Origin of the sequence: Acidaminobacter sp. JC074, assembly GCF_022496765.1 — a bacterium.
Taxonomy (GTDB): Bacteria; Bacillota; Clostridia; order Peptostreptococcales; family Acidaminobacteraceae; genus JABXKX01.
Genome location: NZ_VANV01000011.1, coordinates 108,546 through 124,774, shown reverse-complemented (window position 1 = coordinate 124,774; position 16,229 = coordinate 108,546). Strand labels below are relative to the sequence as shown.

At 35.4% G+C, this 16,229-nt stretch carries 16 protein-coding genes; 1 reads left to right on the top strand and 15 read right to left on the bottom strand.

Annotated elements, in window-relative coordinates; genetic code table 11:
* Positions 1-116 precede the first annotated feature (116 nt).
* From EZV73_RS13805 to EZV73_RS13735, 15 genes are all read right to left on the bottom strand, one after another.
* Positions 117-1,406, bottom strand: coding sequence for an ABC transporter permease (locus EZV73_RS13805; protein WP_240840924.1), 1,290 nt, complete (start codon positions 1,404-1,406; stop codon positions 117-119).
* A complete protein-coding gene (locus tag EZV73_RS13800; protein WP_240840923.1) occupies positions 1,406-2,431 on the bottom strand; it encodes an ABC transporter permease in 1,026 nt (341 codons plus the stop codon). Before EZV73_RS13800 ends, EZV73_RS13805 begins: the two co-directional genes overlap by 1 nt.
* Positions 2,428-4,029: an ATP-binding cassette domain-containing protein gene (locus EZV73_RS13795; RefSeq protein WP_240840922.1), complete on the bottom strand. Its 1,602-nt coding sequence runs from the start codon at positions 4,027-4,029 to the stop codon at positions 2,428-2,430. The genes EZV73_RS13800 and EZV73_RS13795 overlap by 4 nt, the downstream gene beginning before the upstream one ends.
* 106 nt (positions 4,030-4,135) lie before the next feature.
* Complete coding sequence (locus tag EZV73_RS13790) at positions 4,136-5,269, bottom strand: DUF3798 domain-containing protein (protein ID WP_240840921.1); 1,134 nt, start codon at positions 5,267-5,269, stop codon at positions 4,136-4,138.
* Between the two features lie 331 nt (positions 5,270-5,600).
* Positions 5,601-7,544, bottom strand: a complete 1,944-nt coding sequence (locus EZV73_RS13785) for a S9 family peptidase (RefSeq protein WP_240840920.1) — start codon at positions 7,542-7,544, stop codon at positions 5,601-5,603.
* A gap of 115 nt (positions 7,545-7,659) precedes the next feature.
* Positions 7,660-8,430 carry a GNAT family N-acetyltransferase gene (locus EZV73_RS13780; protein ID WP_240840919.1) on the bottom strand — a complete coding sequence of 257 codons (771 nt, stop codon included), beginning with the start codon at positions 8,428-8,430 and terminating at the stop codon, positions 7,660-7,662.
* Positions 8,427-9,575 carry an alanyl-tRNA editing protein gene (locus EZV73_RS13775; RefSeq protein ID WP_240840918.1) on the bottom strand — a complete coding sequence of 383 codons (1,149 nt, stop codon included), beginning with the start codon at positions 9,573-9,575 and terminating at the stop codon, positions 8,427-8,429. Before EZV73_RS13775 ends, EZV73_RS13780 begins: the two co-directional genes overlap by 4 nt.
* Positions 9,556-10,194: a tRNA-uridine aminocarboxypropyltransferase gene (locus tag EZV73_RS13770; RefSeq protein ID WP_240840917.1), complete on the bottom strand. Its 639-nt coding sequence runs from the start codon at positions 10,192-10,194 to the stop codon at positions 9,556-9,558. The genes EZV73_RS13775 and EZV73_RS13770 overlap by 20 nt, the downstream gene beginning before the upstream one ends.
* Positions 10,163-10,645, bottom strand: a complete 483-nt coding sequence (locus tag EZV73_RS13765; protein WP_240840916.1) for an N-acetyltransferase — start codon at positions 10,643-10,645, stop codon at positions 10,163-10,165. Before EZV73_RS13765 ends, EZV73_RS13770 begins: the two co-directional genes overlap by 32 nt.
* Complete coding sequence (locus EZV73_RS13760; protein ID WP_240840915.1) at positions 10,642-11,355, bottom strand: M48 family metallopeptidase; 714 nt, start codon at positions 11,353-11,355, stop codon at positions 10,642-10,644. Before EZV73_RS13760 ends, EZV73_RS13765 begins: the two co-directional genes overlap by 4 nt.
* Entirely contained in the window at positions 11,345-12,301 is a 957-nt protein-coding gene (locus EZV73_RS13755; protein ID WP_240840914.1) for a TIM barrel protein, read from the bottom strand. Before EZV73_RS13755 ends, EZV73_RS13760 begins: the two co-directional genes overlap by 11 nt.
* A gap of 55 nt (positions 12,302-12,356) precedes the next feature.
* On the bottom strand, positions 12,357-12,755 hold the full coding sequence (locus EZV73_RS13750; protein WP_240840913.1) for a bacteriohemerythrin: 399 nt from the start codon (positions 12,753-12,755) through the stop codon (positions 12,357-12,359).
* Position 12,756: 1 nt separating this feature from the next.
* Entirely contained in the window at positions 12,757-14,340 is a 1,584-nt protein-coding gene (locus EZV73_RS13745; protein WP_240840912.1) for a M14 family zinc carboxypeptidase, read from the bottom strand.
* A 15-nt stretch (positions 14,341-14,355) separates the two neighbouring features.
* Positions 14,356-14,652: a CC/Se motif family (seleno)protein gene (locus EZV73_RS28785; RefSeq protein ID WP_264175401.1), complete on the bottom strand. Its 297-nt coding sequence runs from the start codon at positions 14,650-14,652 to the stop codon at positions 14,356-14,358.
* Positions 14,653-14,660: 8 nt separating this feature from the next.
* Positions 14,661-15,023 (bottom strand): DUF4440 domain-containing protein, encoded by a 363-nt coding sequence (locus EZV73_RS13735; protein ID WP_240840910.1) that lies wholly within the window; start codon positions 15,021-15,023, stop codon positions 14,661-14,663.
* 126 nt (positions 15,024-15,149) lie between these two features.
* Here EZV73_RS13735 and EZV73_RS13730 point away from each other — a divergent pair, with 126 nt between their 5' ends.
* Positions 15,150-16,214, top strand: a complete 1,065-nt coding sequence (locus EZV73_RS13730) for an HD-GYP domain-containing protein (protein ID WP_240840909.1) — start codon at positions 15,150-15,152, stop codon at positions 16,212-16,214.
* Positions 16,215-16,229 lie beyond the last annotated feature (15 nt).

Sequence of the window (16,229 nt, the reverse complement as noted above, 5' to 3'; positions counted from 1 at the left end):
CATATCACCCCTTTTCTTTATTTTAGGATATATGAAGTGCCTATTCTCTTTTTACACATGAATATGTCTTTACTTTTCGTAAAAATGCGCCATACCCTAAAGGTATGACGCTTTAATCATTCTTGCCGTTTCATAATCATAGTTTTCCAAGCATGAAGACCTAAAGATACACCGATAACACCATATGCTACGAATGTTCTAAAGTATTCACCCAACTGAGCGTCACCAAATAGGTTTAGACCAGCCTTTGGAGATACGATAAAGAGTGTATGGAATAATAATACACCTAGGAAAGCTTGACCAATAGTTGCTTTAGAAACAGATGCACCACCAATTAGTAGAGCTGCAACTGCGAATAAGGCAATTTGCTTATGCGAACCATAAGTATTTAAGATACCTAAGTTCTGAATAAAGATAATTTGTCCCCAAGCAGCAAACAATGTTGATAACATAATAGCTAAGACTCTTATCTTATTAACCTTTATACCTGATACTTCAGCAATATGCTTGTCTTGACCAACAGTCTTAAGCGTTTGACCAAGTTTTGTATTTAGTATAATAACATTGAATGCTGCAAACAATCCAACTACAATTGCTGTGAATACCGACATTTTAACGTTTTTAAGTAAACCATATTTATGCGGTAGAATTGACGTATATTGAACCAAAATTGAGAACACTGTCAATAGAACACCCAGTACAACACCACCGATTTTTTTATTCTTATCCATGCCTTCAGGCTTATCTTTGTTTAACTTCCATAGGTAGTATGCAATTATTGCAATACCAAAGAAAATAGTTACAAAGAAGAAATCCAGCTCAATGATCTTATCCATTGATTTACCCATACCGTTGTCTTTCATTAAGTCAATGGTATTTCTTAGACCCATACCATTTGAAAGTACAAAGTCACCTGTCATAGGTATAATGGTACCAGCCATGAATAAGAAAATCATTTGATAAATACCATCTGCAAAGAAACCTGTGATCATAGATGCAATCATCTCTTGACCACGTGTTCTATTAAGTAGTTTACCTATATACATACCTAAGATTAAGGCAATTGGCGTAGACACTAAAAATGCTACTGATAAACCACCAACTGATGGAATTTTAAAGTATGCTACAAAGATAATAGCTATCTGAGCAGCCATGGCACCAATGGTAATGGAGAAGTTAAGTCCCATACCTGCAACAACCGGAATCAAAAGAGCCAATACTAAGAAGGTATTTCTTGTCATTCTTTCAAGTAGCATAGATACCAATATAAAAGGTTGTTCTTTTGATGCTATAACACCTAAAATACAGATGATAACAAATAATAAGGTAACACTGTTATCAATGATAAAACGTAATATCTTTTTTGATCTTGATTGATCAGTTTGAACCATTGTGTTCTCAGCCATTATTCGCCACCTCCTTGTGCTAATGCATACAAGATGATACCGTTCTGAACGATCATTCTGATAACCTCAGAGATGTTACCACCTTCGAAGAAACTACTTGCTACAGGTAATGAAATAGTCAATAGACCTTGGAACAAGATAGTACCAATGATTACAAAAGAAATATTGGCTTTTTTAGCTGTTGCACCACCGATTAGGATTGCTGCTACTGCAGGGAATGCCATCATTAATGGTGCTGTATAAAGCTGAATATAACCAAATGACTGTGCAAATACAACCATACCGATAGCACCCAGTACAGTCGATAAAATGGTTCCTAAAATTCTATAACGATCAACGTTTAAACCAGTTGCTGCTGCAAACTTAGGATTATCACCTACTGTTTTCATAGCAATACCAACTCTGGTTTGTGAGAATATGTAATAAACCAAACATACAAATCCACCAAACAGGATTAAACCTGTAGGGAAAACAAATCCATTTGAGAACTCTATAGCCCAGAATCTATTTAAGATACCACCAAATGTCGATTCTAAAGAAACAACGGTTCTTAAACCTTCACCAATTGGCCATCTCATTTCATCTGATGTAAAAGGTAATACAATCCATGCTATACAGAAGAGAGATACGATAGAGAAACCGACATAGGTCGATACCAGCATTTCTGATCCCTTGATCTTATTAAGCATGATCCCATATATCCATCCAAATGCTACTGATAATGGAATAGCGATTGCTAAAGAATACAAGAAGCCCAAAATACCTATAATCTCAAACTCTATGGCCATTACACCACCTAAGATACCACAAATGATACCAATAGGAAGGGCAAAGTTAAGGCCTATACCTGAACGTATTGCAGGCACCATGGCAAGTACCATAATCAAGTTCATACCAATTCTTACCAAAGAATCTTTCATTAAAATAGGTATAGGTAATGCTTTTACACCTGCTACAACCCAAAGGAAAATAAAGAATGCAATGATTATGATACGAGGTAAACCAAGACGTTTAACTAAATTCATGAGTTACCTCCTTTATATTTATGATATTCACCAGACATCATCAAACCAAACTCAACATCTTCTGCTGACGGTAAAAGAATTCCTTCCAGTCTACCTTCTGCTATAATGGCGATTCTGTCACAAACAGCTCTAAGCTCAGCAAGTTCTGAAGAAGTCACAACAACAGTTACGTTATGTTCTTTTGCAAGCATGGTCAAATAGTCTAGTACAAGTTTTTTGGCACCAATATCAATACCACGAGTTGGCTCTGATACAAAGAGTAACTCCGGCTCTTGAGTAAGTGCTCTTGCAAGACATACCTTTTGTTGGTTACCACCAGATAATCTTCTAGTTGGTTGGGTTGGACCCGTACATCTGATATCTAACTGTTCAATCATATCCATAGCATGTTTTCTAACTTTAGGCTTATTTATCAAACCCAGTCCATTTAAGAACTGTCTTTTAACCTGCATAGAAGTGATCATAATGTTATCTTCTATGGAGCCATCTAAAAGTAGACCAACACCCTTTCTATCTTCTGATACAAAGGCAATATTTCTAGCCAACGAAGCTTTGGTATTCTCAATTGCAAGGCTTTCACCTTTAAACTTAACTTGGCCTGATGCACTGTGTAAACCCATAATACCGTTAGCAACACCAATCTTACCATGACCAGCAAGGCCTGCTATACCAAGAATTTCACCTTTTTTTACATCAAGATCAATACCCTTAACTTCTTCCCCAGGCATATGTACTTTAAGGTCTCTTACTTCTAAAACTGTTTCTAGCGCTGCAATTTCAGCTTCAGATTTCATGTCTTCATTTTGACTAATTGAAATTTGTCTACCAACCATTAAACCTGCAATTTCTTCTACACTCACTTCTGAGGTAGGTACAGTTTTAATGTGTTCACCGTCACGGATAATGGTAATATTATCAGTAACAGCTTTTACTTCATCTAATCTATGTGTAATGAATAAAATACCAATACCCTTGTCCGCTAAAGCCTTCATTGCCTTTAGAAGATTGTCTGCTTCAGACTCTGTTAACACAGCAGTAGGCTCATCAAATACCAATAACTTGATGCCTTCCTTATCAATCTCTCTAGCGATTTCAATAAACTGCTTATGACCGATTGGTAGTATTGCGACTTTAGTTGTCTCCTTGATATCCATCCCAAGAGTATCCAGTGCAACTTTCGCTTCTTCATTCATTAATTTACGATTTAAAAACTCCAAACTTCCACTATTAAAAGTTTTACTCACAAAGTTTGGCTTAGTGATCTCTCTATTTAATTTTATGTTTTCTGCTATAGTAAAATCAGGAATTAACATAAATTCTTGATGTACCATGCCAACACCCAATTGCATAACTTCTTCCGATGATTTGGCAACAACCGTTTCACCATCTATGATGACTTCACCTTCAAACCCACCCGTATCATGAATCACTCTCATACCGAATAGGATATTCATCAGTGTCGATTTACCTGCGCCATTTTCCCCAACAATGGCATGAATCTCACCGGGTTTTATATTCAAATTAATACCTTTTAATACCTTGTTACCATAGTATTCTTTTTGAATATCTTTCATCTGCAATACATATTCGTTTTGCACGCTTTCACCACCCTAGTATTCTAAATTGCTTAATTTTTCACATTCAACTTCAAAGATTAAGGCTGCCCGAGGGCAACCTTAATTCAATATTTACTTTATCTTTTTTCTAGAAGTCTAAGTATCCTAAAAGAACCATTAAGTAGTTAGGGTATTCAGTACCTTCTTCAACTAATGTATTAACTTCGATATCAACGCCAGCATAAGCCTTGAAGTATTCTTTAACCTTATCTAAGTTAAGTTTTTCTTCAAACTCACCATCGATCCAAGCTTTAGAATAGTCAGCACCAGCTTCGATGAACATCATAGAACATGGTACAGGCCAAGTTGACATTCTACCAGTCATATCTTTTTCAGCCATTTTAGCTTTGATTTGATCTGTTAAGAAAGCGATGTCGCCTTGCTTGTCTTCAGGAATCTCAATACCTAATGCAGCTGGGAAGCCATGGTATGGAGATGGACAACATGGTTGAGGATAAATCGCTCCACCTTCGTAAACTGACTTGATAAGTGGAATTTGAAGACCACAGTTAGTTGAGAAAAATGCAGTGTCTTTACCATATTTTTCAATCATTCTTGGTGTATCTTCAAGAATAAATTGTTGAGCGCCAGATAAACCAGCATCACCAGTTGGATCTAAAGCTGTAGCATCAACAAACTCGATACCTCTAGCTTCAGCGTTTTCTTTTAATAAGTCTCTTCTTGCAGATAATAATGCATAAGACATATGTCTTGGGAATGAATAGTGAACAAATACTTTAGCGCCTTGCTTTTCAGCTTGCTCTACCATAGTTCTACCCATTGTTAACTCGTCAAGTGTAAATACGATGTCAGCTCTAGAAGCGATATCCTGAGGGTTCTCACCAGGAACACCTGCAATGATTAATAAATCAGGATTGATTTCTCTAGCTTTATCGATTGCAGCAGAAGAACCAGGAACAGCTTGAATTAATAATAAAGCTTTCATGTTCTCTTCAGCAGCCATAGATGCTACGTTAGCAATTGTAGTTTCTTGCTCGTCCATGAACTTGTCAGGATAAGTCATAACAACAACGTGTTCTTCACCATACTTCTCAACAACTGCTTGAGCAGCTCTGTACTCTTCTTCGTTTTGAGATACAGTACCAGTTAAAATACCGATTTTCCAATCGTCAGTTGCTTCAGTTTCACCACTTTGACATCCGGCAAACATACCTAATACCAATGTAGCAATAAGAAGTAAAGTCGTAATTTTCTTCAACATTTTAGCCTCCTTGTTTCGGTTAAATGTTTTAGACCCCCCTAAAACATTATAGTTTACAAGTTGTATAACAACTTTCTTCATAAGTATACTATAAAAATTTTAAATTTGTCTCGTAAATATTAAAAAAAGTTAACATTTAAACTAGGAAACCGTTTCTTTTTAGTAAAAAAAAGTAGTCAAAAGCTCCATTTCATAAGCTTTTGACTACTTTTAAATTCTTTTCGTCTATTTGTTAACAAAACCTCGATTTTGTAACAATTAATTCACATTTTGAAAAACATGCGTCGAATTATCTTACTTTTAACATTCAAATGCAACTTACTTGCATTTTCTATTTCAAGTAGGCATCCATCCACTCTGTAATTTCTTTTAATCTTCTAACACGATGCTTTGGTTTACCACCTCTAGAAAGCTCATGGTTTTCACCTTTAAATACAACCATTTTAGAATCTACACTAAAGAACTTTAAAGCTGTAAACATTTGATAAGCATCAGGCGTCCAGCATCTGTAGTCTTCATGAGAATGAATAATCAAGGTTGGTGTCTTGAAGTTTTCTGCATACTTAATTGGTGACTGCTTCCACATAAGGTCATGATTAGACCACGGTGTTGCCGCATTTTGATCTTCACCGAAGAAATAACCTATATCAGAAGTACCAAAGAATGATACCCAGTTTGAAATAGAACGCTGTGTTGCAGCAGCTTTAAATCTATTTGTATGTCCTATGATCCAGTTGGTCATGAATCCACCATAAGAACCACCTGTAACACCCATTTTTTCAGAATCAATGACAGGATACTTTTCTATAGCCGCATCTACAAAATCCATGATATCTTCATAATCAATGGTACCGTATTTGCCTCTGATGTCTGCAAATGCATTGTCTCTACCATCAGAACCTCTAGGATTGGTAAAGATAACCACATAGCCTTCATTTGCCCAGTACTGCATCTCATGATACAAGATATCACCATAAACAGTTTTAGGTCCACCATGGATATCTAAGATTGTAGGCATTTTATCACTAGGATTTTCAGGAATGATGATAAATCCATCCATATCCATACCAGCTCTGTTTGTATAATTAAAGTGTTCTACAGGTAACCAAGAATGATTGTCTATAACTTCATTGTTGTATTCTGATAAACATGTCATATCTGTTAAATCATAAAGTTCTGAAAGGTTTTTACCAAATAAACCAATACCGTAAAAACGACCATTCACACAAACATACTCATCTAAAGAACCCGGTAAAGATAATACACATTCAGTTTTTTCTGATAGACAGTGTATTTCACTTCTAAAGCCATTAAGTATTGGATAATAAATACCCTTCTCATCTTTATATAGCGGACTCATTCCTGTACCATATCTTAAATCAGTACCAACAGAGTTGGACATGGCAAGTTTTAAATCAGGTGTTAATAGGTCTAGTTTACCATCAGACAGCTTGTAGAACTTAGGATTTTCATTTAAACCATACGTCTTATGGTCTGTTCCTGTAACAATCAATTGGTCTTTGTCTGTCTGGATGATACGTCTAAAACCAAACTCACCTTCATATAACTTCTTCAGACCATCTTGGTATAAGTAAATCTCATTGGTAATCTCTCTCATACCTTCAAAGGCCTTTCCAATCACAAATAACTGATTGAAGTTTTCATCTATGTAGATATCGGCTACATCAAATGGCGATTCAGTCAATTCTTTGATATCACCACTCTTTAGATCATAAGAAACTAAGATGCGTCTACCACCTTTTGTGAAAGTTCCCCCATTTGACCAAAATGGAATCTCAGTAATAACATCGTAATCATCTTCTTCTTTTAGAGCTTTGATATAATCTTCTTTTTCATGACCTTCTAATTCATGTACCTTTTTAGCATCTTCATGATAACCTGCTATACAGTATAGGATGCCTTCGTTTACAAGCATTTTAGAAACTCTGTATGGTATAGTGATGTACTGCTCAGCTTCACCACCATGAATGTTGATCTTATAAAGTGTCGTTTCTACAATTTTATCCTTAGGCTTGTTTCTAGAAGAAACAAATAGGATCTCTTCATCATTTAACCATATGTAATTACCATCTTTTGTACCAGTCGTTAAACGTCTATGTGTCTTTTTAAATAGATCATATAAATAAATGCTAGACGTATATTCATTAGTTGACATAACCGCTTCTGAAACCACATAAGATAAATAGTTGTCACGGTGCTTTAACTTAGAGAGAAACTTACTTTTACTAAATAGTTCAATATCTACTTTCTTCATTTAATGCCTCCTTATATACAAAAACTGATTTTTATCTACTTAAAGTTTAGATGAAAACTATCAGCATATCAAGGTATATTTCGAGTATAGAAAGAAAAGAGACAATCATTTCCGACTATCTCTTAATACCGAACCAATATATGGTCTTATATCTCTTAAATCCACACTTATCAGCAAGCTTAAAAGACGGCTTATTGCTGACTTCAATGTGAATAAAAGGTATTTGATTTTTATTTATTAGTTTACCAATTAAGTCCATGGAAAGTTCAAAGGCAATGTTTTTTCCCCTATACGCTTCTTTGGTATACATAATCCCCATTGAGTTATCTCTATGAAGCATGACCCATGAAACAGCCTCACCATCAACCCTATAAAAAGAAGACGGACGATTTTTTAAATCATCATAAATAAAGTCATAGGATGTTTCATCCTTATAGGTATAATGGTCATCAACAGTCACTGCATCCCCTACACAGCCATCTGTCAGTTCTAAGTTTGACTTGTAAGGCCTATGACCTTTAGGGTCATAATAAAGGAGTTCACATACTTCATCCCAGTCCAAGTCTTCTCCTTCTAACAAGATGTCATAGACGCGTTTATCAACAGCGTTAAAACCAAACTCATCTAGTTCATTAAAGAAGTTTTCTTTAACATGATAGATAAAGTCGTCATCTTTTGCATAAACATAATACCAATAATCATGCTCTCTTAGAATGACACCTCTTGGAGATGCTAGGTCGTCTACATACATCCTGAGTCGGTCGTTAGGATTGTTATAGATACCATATTCTATGTTTTGAATAGCACCAATCATATTTAAGTTAGAGATTTCATCTTCTTTTCTAAGAAAATCAATGACCCATTCTTTATCGAAGACTTCAATCATGAAAGAGCTTCCTCCACGTATTTAACAAAAATCATACCTGCATCATTATCCTCAAAGACACCTTGGGCAACCTTCATGCTGCCGCCACCTTTACCGCCAAAATCTCTAATTTTCTTGAAAATCTCATTACACTTGACATCCTTTGTTCCATCATGAGATAACATCACTTTTTTCTCTGACTTGGAATATATCAAGATTACAGTGTTCATCTTATCAGAAACCTGTTTGATAACATAGTTCATATCTTGACCAGAAAGGACATCAAATACCATACGTTGGTAAGATTTTTCTGTGTCTAGTTGATCTTCAATATTGAGATCAATCTGCTTTCTGTTTAAGGCGATATAGGCCTTCTTTAAGTCTTCTGACTTTGCCTTATCAGCATAATATCTGTCAAGAAGGCTTTCATCATCTGATGAAAACTCTTGGTTAAAAACCTTTATAATATCTGTTTTTCTTCTTAAATCTCTTAAAGCTCTCTTGCCGCACTTAAAAAAGATTCTATGCATGCCCTTGTTCTTTTCAACCTTATAAAGTTTAATGATGCCAACTTCACCCGTTCTATGAGGATGGGTACCACAGCATGCAACACAGTCTATTTCAGGTATGGTTACTATACGAATATTTTCATCTACAGTAACATCCTTTCTTACAGGTAAATCAACACCAGATAGGTCATCAGCATAGGTAAAGTCCAGTTCAATGTTCTTATAGATGGCTTCATTGGCCTTGTCTTCAATTTCCACTAGCATATCGCCAGTGATTTTAATGTCCATGTCAATGGTCACATAGTCTTTTCCTATATGAAAGCCCTTATTATTGCCGTCATAAAGAAGCTTGATTACCCCCGAAAGGATATGTTCACCACAATGCTGCTGCATCTCATCAAATCTTTTTTCCCAGTCTATTGAAAGCTCAACTTGGTCTTCTGTAATCATCTCTTTGACATAATGATAAATTACACCAGCCTTTTCTTTTACATCAATTACTTCAACACCGTTGATTGTCCCCTTATCTGCATACTGGCCACCACCAGTTGGAAAAAAGATGGTCTGATCAAGTATAACAGCCTGGTCAGTTCTCTCAATAATATTGGCATGACAAGTCGTCATATATACATCTTCATCAAATAATCGTTTGGTCATTAGTCCCTCCATGTTCATATTTTCCATCATGATATCTATCCATAAAATACTCAAAATACATATTCAAGGCATCTGCTTCTTTAATAGCGCCAACCTCATCTAATAAGGCTACAGCCACCTCTACTGTACATAAGTGTCCTTGATCCTTATTTCTTCTTAAATCATAAGATGTTTGACTCTTAGGATTTAGTGCAATGATTGGTAAGTCCGCAAGGTAGGGACTTTTTCTTAACATTTTTCTGGCTTCCTTCCATGTACCATCTAGTATGATAAAGACTGTTTTCTTTTCGGAAGGCTCATAACTTTTAACACGTTTTTTCTCCTCATCCCTGTCATCTGCAAATACAAGATAAACATCATAATCATCCATAAGAGCAATCATCTGAGACGGCGTTTCTGTTCTTGACCATGCAAATACCCTGGTTGAAGCGATGGCATATTCTATAAGCCTACCTGTGTTATTGGTTCTTGAAAACTCATTTTCATGGGTTAAAAGCCAAAACTCAACAGGGGCATTAATATCAATTTCATAATCACAAATACAGCGGCCTTTTACAAGTCCACACGTCTCGCACTGAATGGTATTTTTAGATACTTTCTTTTGAAATGTTCTTTTCAAGTTTTTTCTCCATATAGGCAACGTTAAATTCATTACCCCTATATTTTTTTATCTTATCCACTTTATAACCCAACGCTTCATACCATTTATAAAGCTTTTGATTTTCATATATCATACCTAAAACAAGTTTTTCATTCGCCTGAGTCTCTGCAAAATCCATAAGGACTTTTCCAATGCCTTTATTTCTGTATTCAGGTAAAACAGATAACATTTTAATTTTACATCTTACATGACTCTTCTCCATAAGACCTATACAGGCTATAAGGTCAGGATCATAATAACCATAAAGTATCAAGCCCTTTGAAACCTGTTTCTCCAGTTGAGATAAGGTCAAATACCCACTATTTCCAGGACAGTTCTCTTTGGTGATACCAAGTGACTTATTAACATCTAAAAAACTCTCAACAATCAACTGATGACAAACCTTTAAATCATCCACCTTACGAATCATATGGCCTCCCATTCAAAGTTTAAAAGCATGCCTTTCTCCTTTAGAAACTTTTCTTTACTTTTATAATCTGGCATGATTTCATGTACGCGTTTCCAGTAAGACTTAGAATGATTCATATGCTCCATATGAGTCATTTCATGCACAACTATATAATCAATGACAGATAAGGGTGCCATCAAAAGTCTATAATTAAAGCTCAAAGTTCCTGAAGATGAACAAGACCCCCATCTTGTTTTCTGATCTCTAATGGTTATCTTTTTAGGACGCACTTTAAAATGATTTTGATAATGGTGGATACGTTCTTTAATAAGAGGACTCAGCATCTTCTTATAAAGAGCGATCAGCATTTGCTTGATATGGTCTGAAGTATAATCTTCTGGAATAATGAGAACAAACTCGCCTTGTACAAAGGAAATCTTACCCTTGTCCGTTTTTCTTCTAGTAATCTTAAGAGGTACCTTTTCCCCCAAATAATAGACCATAGTACCGGTCTCAAAGTCTCTTGACTTAAAAGCCTTTTCGACGACACCTAGTTTCTCTTCTATCCACTTGAGCCTTTTTTCAATGACATCCTCAATAATATGGTCAGGTGTTTTTTTAGGTACCTTAAAGACCACCTTTCCACCCGCTTCAATTCGGATTTCTATAGATTTTCTATTACTGTATTTTACTTCATATTCAAAACATTTATCATCATAACTATAAAACATTTATTACCTTCAACTGTTCTTTTACATAAGACTCCCAAGTCTCTCTGTCTTTTCCTACAACTTCAATCATATGATAATCAGCATCAACTTTTTTAATAATCTCATTTAATCGAGGATCCATCAAGGGTACATGCTTGTCCATACTAGAAATATGTTCATAAATCACCATAAAGTTTTCTTTAGGGTCTTCTTTAAATTCTTTGTATTTATCAAGATGATTCTTCTGCATATAATCAAATGAATCTGTCCCATTGATATGAAGACCTTTTATCCATTTGATGGCATCACCTAAATGATCAAGTCTATCTAAAATATAAGCTAAACCATCTGCTTCATTTTCCAAGTAGCCCTTTAAGATCATATGAGACAGATCAAGCATTATGCCCTTGTTCTCATATTTTACACCATCTAAAAAAGTTTCTAGTAAGTCTCTATTGTCTAAGGTCAAACCTGGCCACCATAAGTTTTCAAATAATAGTCTTGGCCCCTTGCCTTTAAAGACATCATTTACAATCTTTAAAGTATGGTCTAGTACTTCTTTGTCACTGTAGGTAAACTCAAAAGAAAAGGCATCTTTTAACCTTACATGAGAGACATGATAAACCATATAGTCTACGTCCAGTTTTTTAGCTATCTCAAAATCTCTTTTAAAACGATCATGTAAAGAGAGTGGATTTGTGCCTCCAAAGGTTCTTATAAGAGATTCATCGTCTGGAAAGTCCAGTTCATAGGCTTCTCCCTTATAAAACTCTAACCATGTAGGAAAATAAGATAAATGAAGACCCTTTACAAGGCCCTTAGGAATATGGTCTACGTCTTCATTACCGTGAAGCAGGAGTTCTATACCGTCCATTTTATTTTTATCTATAAACTCAGTTAAACCATCCCAACCATCTTTGTACCAATTTAGATGGTAGTTGGTATTAGAAAAATTACATAATATCATAAACACCTCTTTTTTTATATTACATGATTTTTCACATGAAAAAAAGCCTTAAAGATTATTCATCTTTAAAGGCTTCTACATACATCATATCTACTTCTAAAATGTGGTGTTTTATCCAGTTATTCATGTAATTGTAAAGCCACATCACATCCATTGCCGTCGGTTCTCTTTCAATGACACGTTTACATTCCATGTAGATATCTTTTTTTATGTTTTCATGCTCTGCATGATGATTTGCTAAATCCGGGTAATTGATCTTCGTTAACAAATCTTCTTCTGATTTAAAATGTAAGGTCGCATACTCTACAATTTCATTTAAAAGCCTAGGTAACTCATCTAAAAAAGTATCATGTGTCGTTAAATCCTCCAGTTTGTTAATCAAGGAAAAGAACATCTGATGTTGCTGATCTAGTTTTTCTACGCCAACTGAATACCTTTTATCCCATACAATCATTTTATACTCCTTCAAGCAGTTGATTAATTATCACAAGATAACCTCTTAATTCGCCTAAAGTAATTCTACCCACCAATAGCCTGTCATAATCTATAATATTATTTTCATGTAAAATTTTTATTGCTTCTACAGCCCAGAAAGCTCTTATATTCACTTGATGGTCATTCGATAAGACATAATCATCATAGAATGCTTGTTTAAGAACCACATAAGTTTCTTCGTGTGTAGCATAATCATCTGGCCTAAAATAGTCTTGATCACTGATTATCCCAAGTGTTCTTGCCTTTCTGACAGATAGGTCATCACAGTCCAAATACGCTTGACCCGGAACCACTTTATCAGACACAAGCGCCATGACTTCTTGAATCATCTCAAGCCTTGTAACCTTATTCATATTTTCATTTAAAAAGAGTCTTGGTCTACCCTCATACTTTAAGACCATGCCACCATATTCATCATAAAAAGCCTTGGCATAGACTTGATCTTCAAAATCTCTGACATATCTTCCATCCAGATACCATTTGTAATCAAAATAACCTACCCTATTGCCTTCTTTCATGGCTATCAAAGGTACATGTTTCACTTGATCATATGCCCTATTAACGACAGAAGTCGTAACAGGGAGTGTTTGCTTCCAGTGGACCGTCTCTACAGTCAAAGAGGGTTTTAAAGTGTTCATGGCAACAAAATCAGTTGAATAGCCAGATGAAGATGTATAACGACTAGATGCCACCATGTCATAACCTGTTTCAAGCGCTATTTTATAAGCCAAGTTAGAGGCATGTTTATTATGATTGTCAGAAAGCATCCACTTATCATAATAGATGACTTCCCCCTTTGAATGAAAGCTTAAATAATTTCTAAAATCATAATCTAAAAAATAATCCATCATCAATTTGGTCTCAACTTCAGAACCTGCATGGGTGCCAAAGTAAAAGGCGCCCCCCGGTCGATAAGACGTGTACTCATTGTGAATCATATTCCAAATATCACGCCATCTTTCCAGGTCTACATCATAATAATAACCTGGAAAATTCCTGTTTAAATCCACCCCACGGATGTTGGATTTATAGTTTCTAAAGTCTTGATCTCTAAAAGATAAGAGTAGGTTTTGATTTTCCTTCGAGATGGTATAAAGGCCTCTGTTAGAAAGGTTGTAACCATCTGGATTGGATAAAGGAATAATATGAAGGACATTTGAACTTAAGAGTTCCTTTAAGTTGTAATCTTCAATCACAGAGTCATCGTAGTAGTCTTTCGCATAGTCTTCTATCATCTTAACCATTAAGTTTGGACCAGGATTTTCCCTAGAATGAATGCCCGATTCAACTAAGAAGTGCATCTTTTCTACATAACCCTCACTTACTCTCATGGTAATATGTACATTTTCTGTCATGACGACAGCATAAATAGGTCGTCCGTCAGTAGACTGGCCTAAATGGACGACCTTAATTATTTCTGGATATTTATTTTCTAAACTGATTACTTGATCATACAAGGTCTCAGCTGTATAGAGTTTGTCTATGTCTTCAGCAAATGTCACAGAAGATAACACGAGTAGAAATATTGCTATAATTTTTCTCATCTTCTTCACCTGTCTCTATATTTTCGGAAACTTTACACCCTCCACGCCAATTGTCTTAAATAACCAAAATCCTCTTAAAACAAAATTGATTTTATCAGCACCTTCTAAAGCCATCTTTTGGATGTAAATTGTTATGCCATCTTGTTCAAATTTCTCAAAGCCTTTTGATACCTCCGGTACCTTATATGCCACTTCTGGCACTTGAATGATACCGCATCAGCCACCGCCTGTGCTTCTTAGAAAAAGCGTTAATGTCGTATGATTTTTACTTCTCAAATAATCAACAGCTTTTTGATCTATATGAATTGTCATCTATCCTCCTATATGCCTATGTCTCGATAAAACTTATAATCGCCGTCTTCTACTTTCCATTCTACAATATATTTGCCTTCATAGCGATTGCCATTTTCAATGGTTAATGTATAAGCACCTTTTTCATAAATTTCACCACTTACCAGATATAGATCAATGGTCTCTATTGTAAAAGTAGACGGTCCTATTCTTGTCATAAACTCTTGTAAATACTCTTTTACAGCCTGTCTGCCTTCAATTACTTTTCCGTCTGCACCTAAAATGGCACCATCTGTGTGAAAATAAGATGCTAACTTTTCATAGTCTTGATCTTTAAATGCTTGAATCCAAATACCGTTGCCTTTATCTACTGCTTTTCTGATATTTTCCATAGGACACCTCCTCTACATTATAAATACCCATATTCATGCAAAATATGCCACAAAATATCATCAAATCATACATTTAGAGTGTTTTAATGTCTTTATTTCGGGCATCTATATATAAAGGAGAATATTATGCGAGCTATACCGACTAAATATGTAAGAGAAGGCAGTGTTTTAGGAGAAAACCTATATACAGCATCTGGTCAAGTACTTCTAAAAGCCAATACTGTCCTGTCAGCAAATCTCATTTACAAGATCAATGATAACAAGATATATACCATCTATGTAAAAGATGAGCACAGCGATTATGAAGTCAATAGACTCCTAGAACAATCTTTTAGAGTAAAAGGCATGCTTCTCATCAAAGAATTATTCACCATTGCACAAGACGACAAACATGTCCTGGATCTACACGACAAGCTGTCTGAGTATGCAGATGATGTCTTATATGAGCTCAAGTCATCTCAAGACCAGTTCATTGAATACATTGATGTAAAAAATGTAGACATTTATATCTATTCATCATCTTTAAATGTTGCTTTACTGTCTTCATTGATTGCATGGAAACTAGGTTATAATGATGAAATGGTCAAGCATGTTTTTTTAGGAGCCATATACCATGATATAGGTATAGCCCTTTTACCTAATGATGTCATCAATAAAACAACAGAGCTTACAAGAGATGAAAAACTCATGATACTTAATCACCCAAACAGGGGCTATCAATTTGTAAAGGACAAGACTTACTTGTCTGCTTATATCAAGCAAATTGTTCTTCAGCATCACGAGTGTATTGATGGCAGTGGATATCCACAAAGATTATCAGGTGAAGATATATCAGAAATTGCTCAGATAGTTGGCATAGCAGACATATACGATGCTATGACCTCTGATAGGCCGTACAAACGTGCAGTGGCTCCCAATGAAGCTTTAGAGTATATATTAGGTTCGAATACCAAGTTCAACCCTAAGGTTGTAGAAGCTTTTATAAAACACATCGTGCCTTATCCAAAAGGCGCTTTAGTAGAATTGTCAAATGGTGAAATCGGTGTAATAGATGAAATACACCCTCACCTTCCACTCAGACCAAAGATTAGGGTTATTCACAAGGTTAAAAAAGGATATGACTATGAGAAGGTTGATCTAGAATTTAAGAACAATCTGGTCATTAACAGACTGTATTATGACATGATTTAAGGCCGTCAATGACGG

Bases quoted from the DNA above. Each gene is read 5' to 3' on its own strand.
- EZV73_RS13805 (WP_240840924.1), bottom strand. From the start codon at position 1,406: ATGGCTGAGAACACAATGGTTCAAACTGATCAATCAAGATCAAAAAAG.
- EZV73_RS13800 (WP_240840923.1), bottom strand. From the start codon at position 2,431: ATGAATTTAGTTAAACGTCTTGGTTTACCTCGTATCATAATCATTGCA.
- EZV73_RS13790 (WP_240840921.1), bottom strand. From the start codon at position 5,269: ATGTTGAAGAAAATTACGACTTTACTTCTTATTGCTACATTGGTATTA.
- EZV73_RS13785 (WP_240840920.1), bottom strand. From the start codon at position 7,544: ATGAAGAAAGTAGATATTGAACTATTTAGTAAAAGTAAGTTTCTCTCT.
- EZV73_RS13780 (WP_240840919.1), bottom strand. From the start codon at position 8,430: ATGATTGAAGTCTTCGATAAAGAATGGGTCATTGATTTTCTTAGAAAA.
- EZV73_RS13775 (WP_240840918.1), bottom strand. From the start codon at position 9,575: ATGACCAAACGATTATTTGATGAAGATGTATATATGACGACTTGTCAT.
- EZV73_RS13765 (WP_240840916.1), bottom strand. From the start codon at position 10,645: ATGATTCGTAAGGTGGATGATTTAAAGGTTTGTCATCAGTTGATTGTT.
- EZV73_RS13760 (WP_240840915.1), bottom strand. From the start codon at position 11,355: ATGTTTTATAGTTATGATGATAAATGTTTTGAATATGAAGTAAAATAC.
- EZV73_RS13755 (WP_240840914.1), bottom strand. From the start codon at position 12,301: ATGATATTATGTAATTTTTCTAATACCAACTACCATCTAAATTGGTAC.
- EZV73_RS13750 (WP_240840913.1), bottom strand. From the start codon at position 12,755: ATGATTGTATGGGATAAAAGGTATTCAGTTGGCGTAGAAAAACTAGAT.
- EZV73_RS13745 (WP_240840912.1), bottom strand. From the start codon at position 14,340: ATGAGAAAAATTATAGCAATATTTCTACTCGTGTTATCTTCTGTGACA.
- EZV73_RS13735 (WP_240840910.1), bottom strand. From the start codon at position 15,023: ATGGAAAATATCAGAAAAGCAGTAGATAAAGGCAACGGTATTTGGATT.
- EZV73_RS13730 (WP_240840909.1), top strand. From the start codon at position 15,150: ATGCGAGCTATACCGACTAAATATGTAAGAGAAGGCAGTGTTTTAGGA.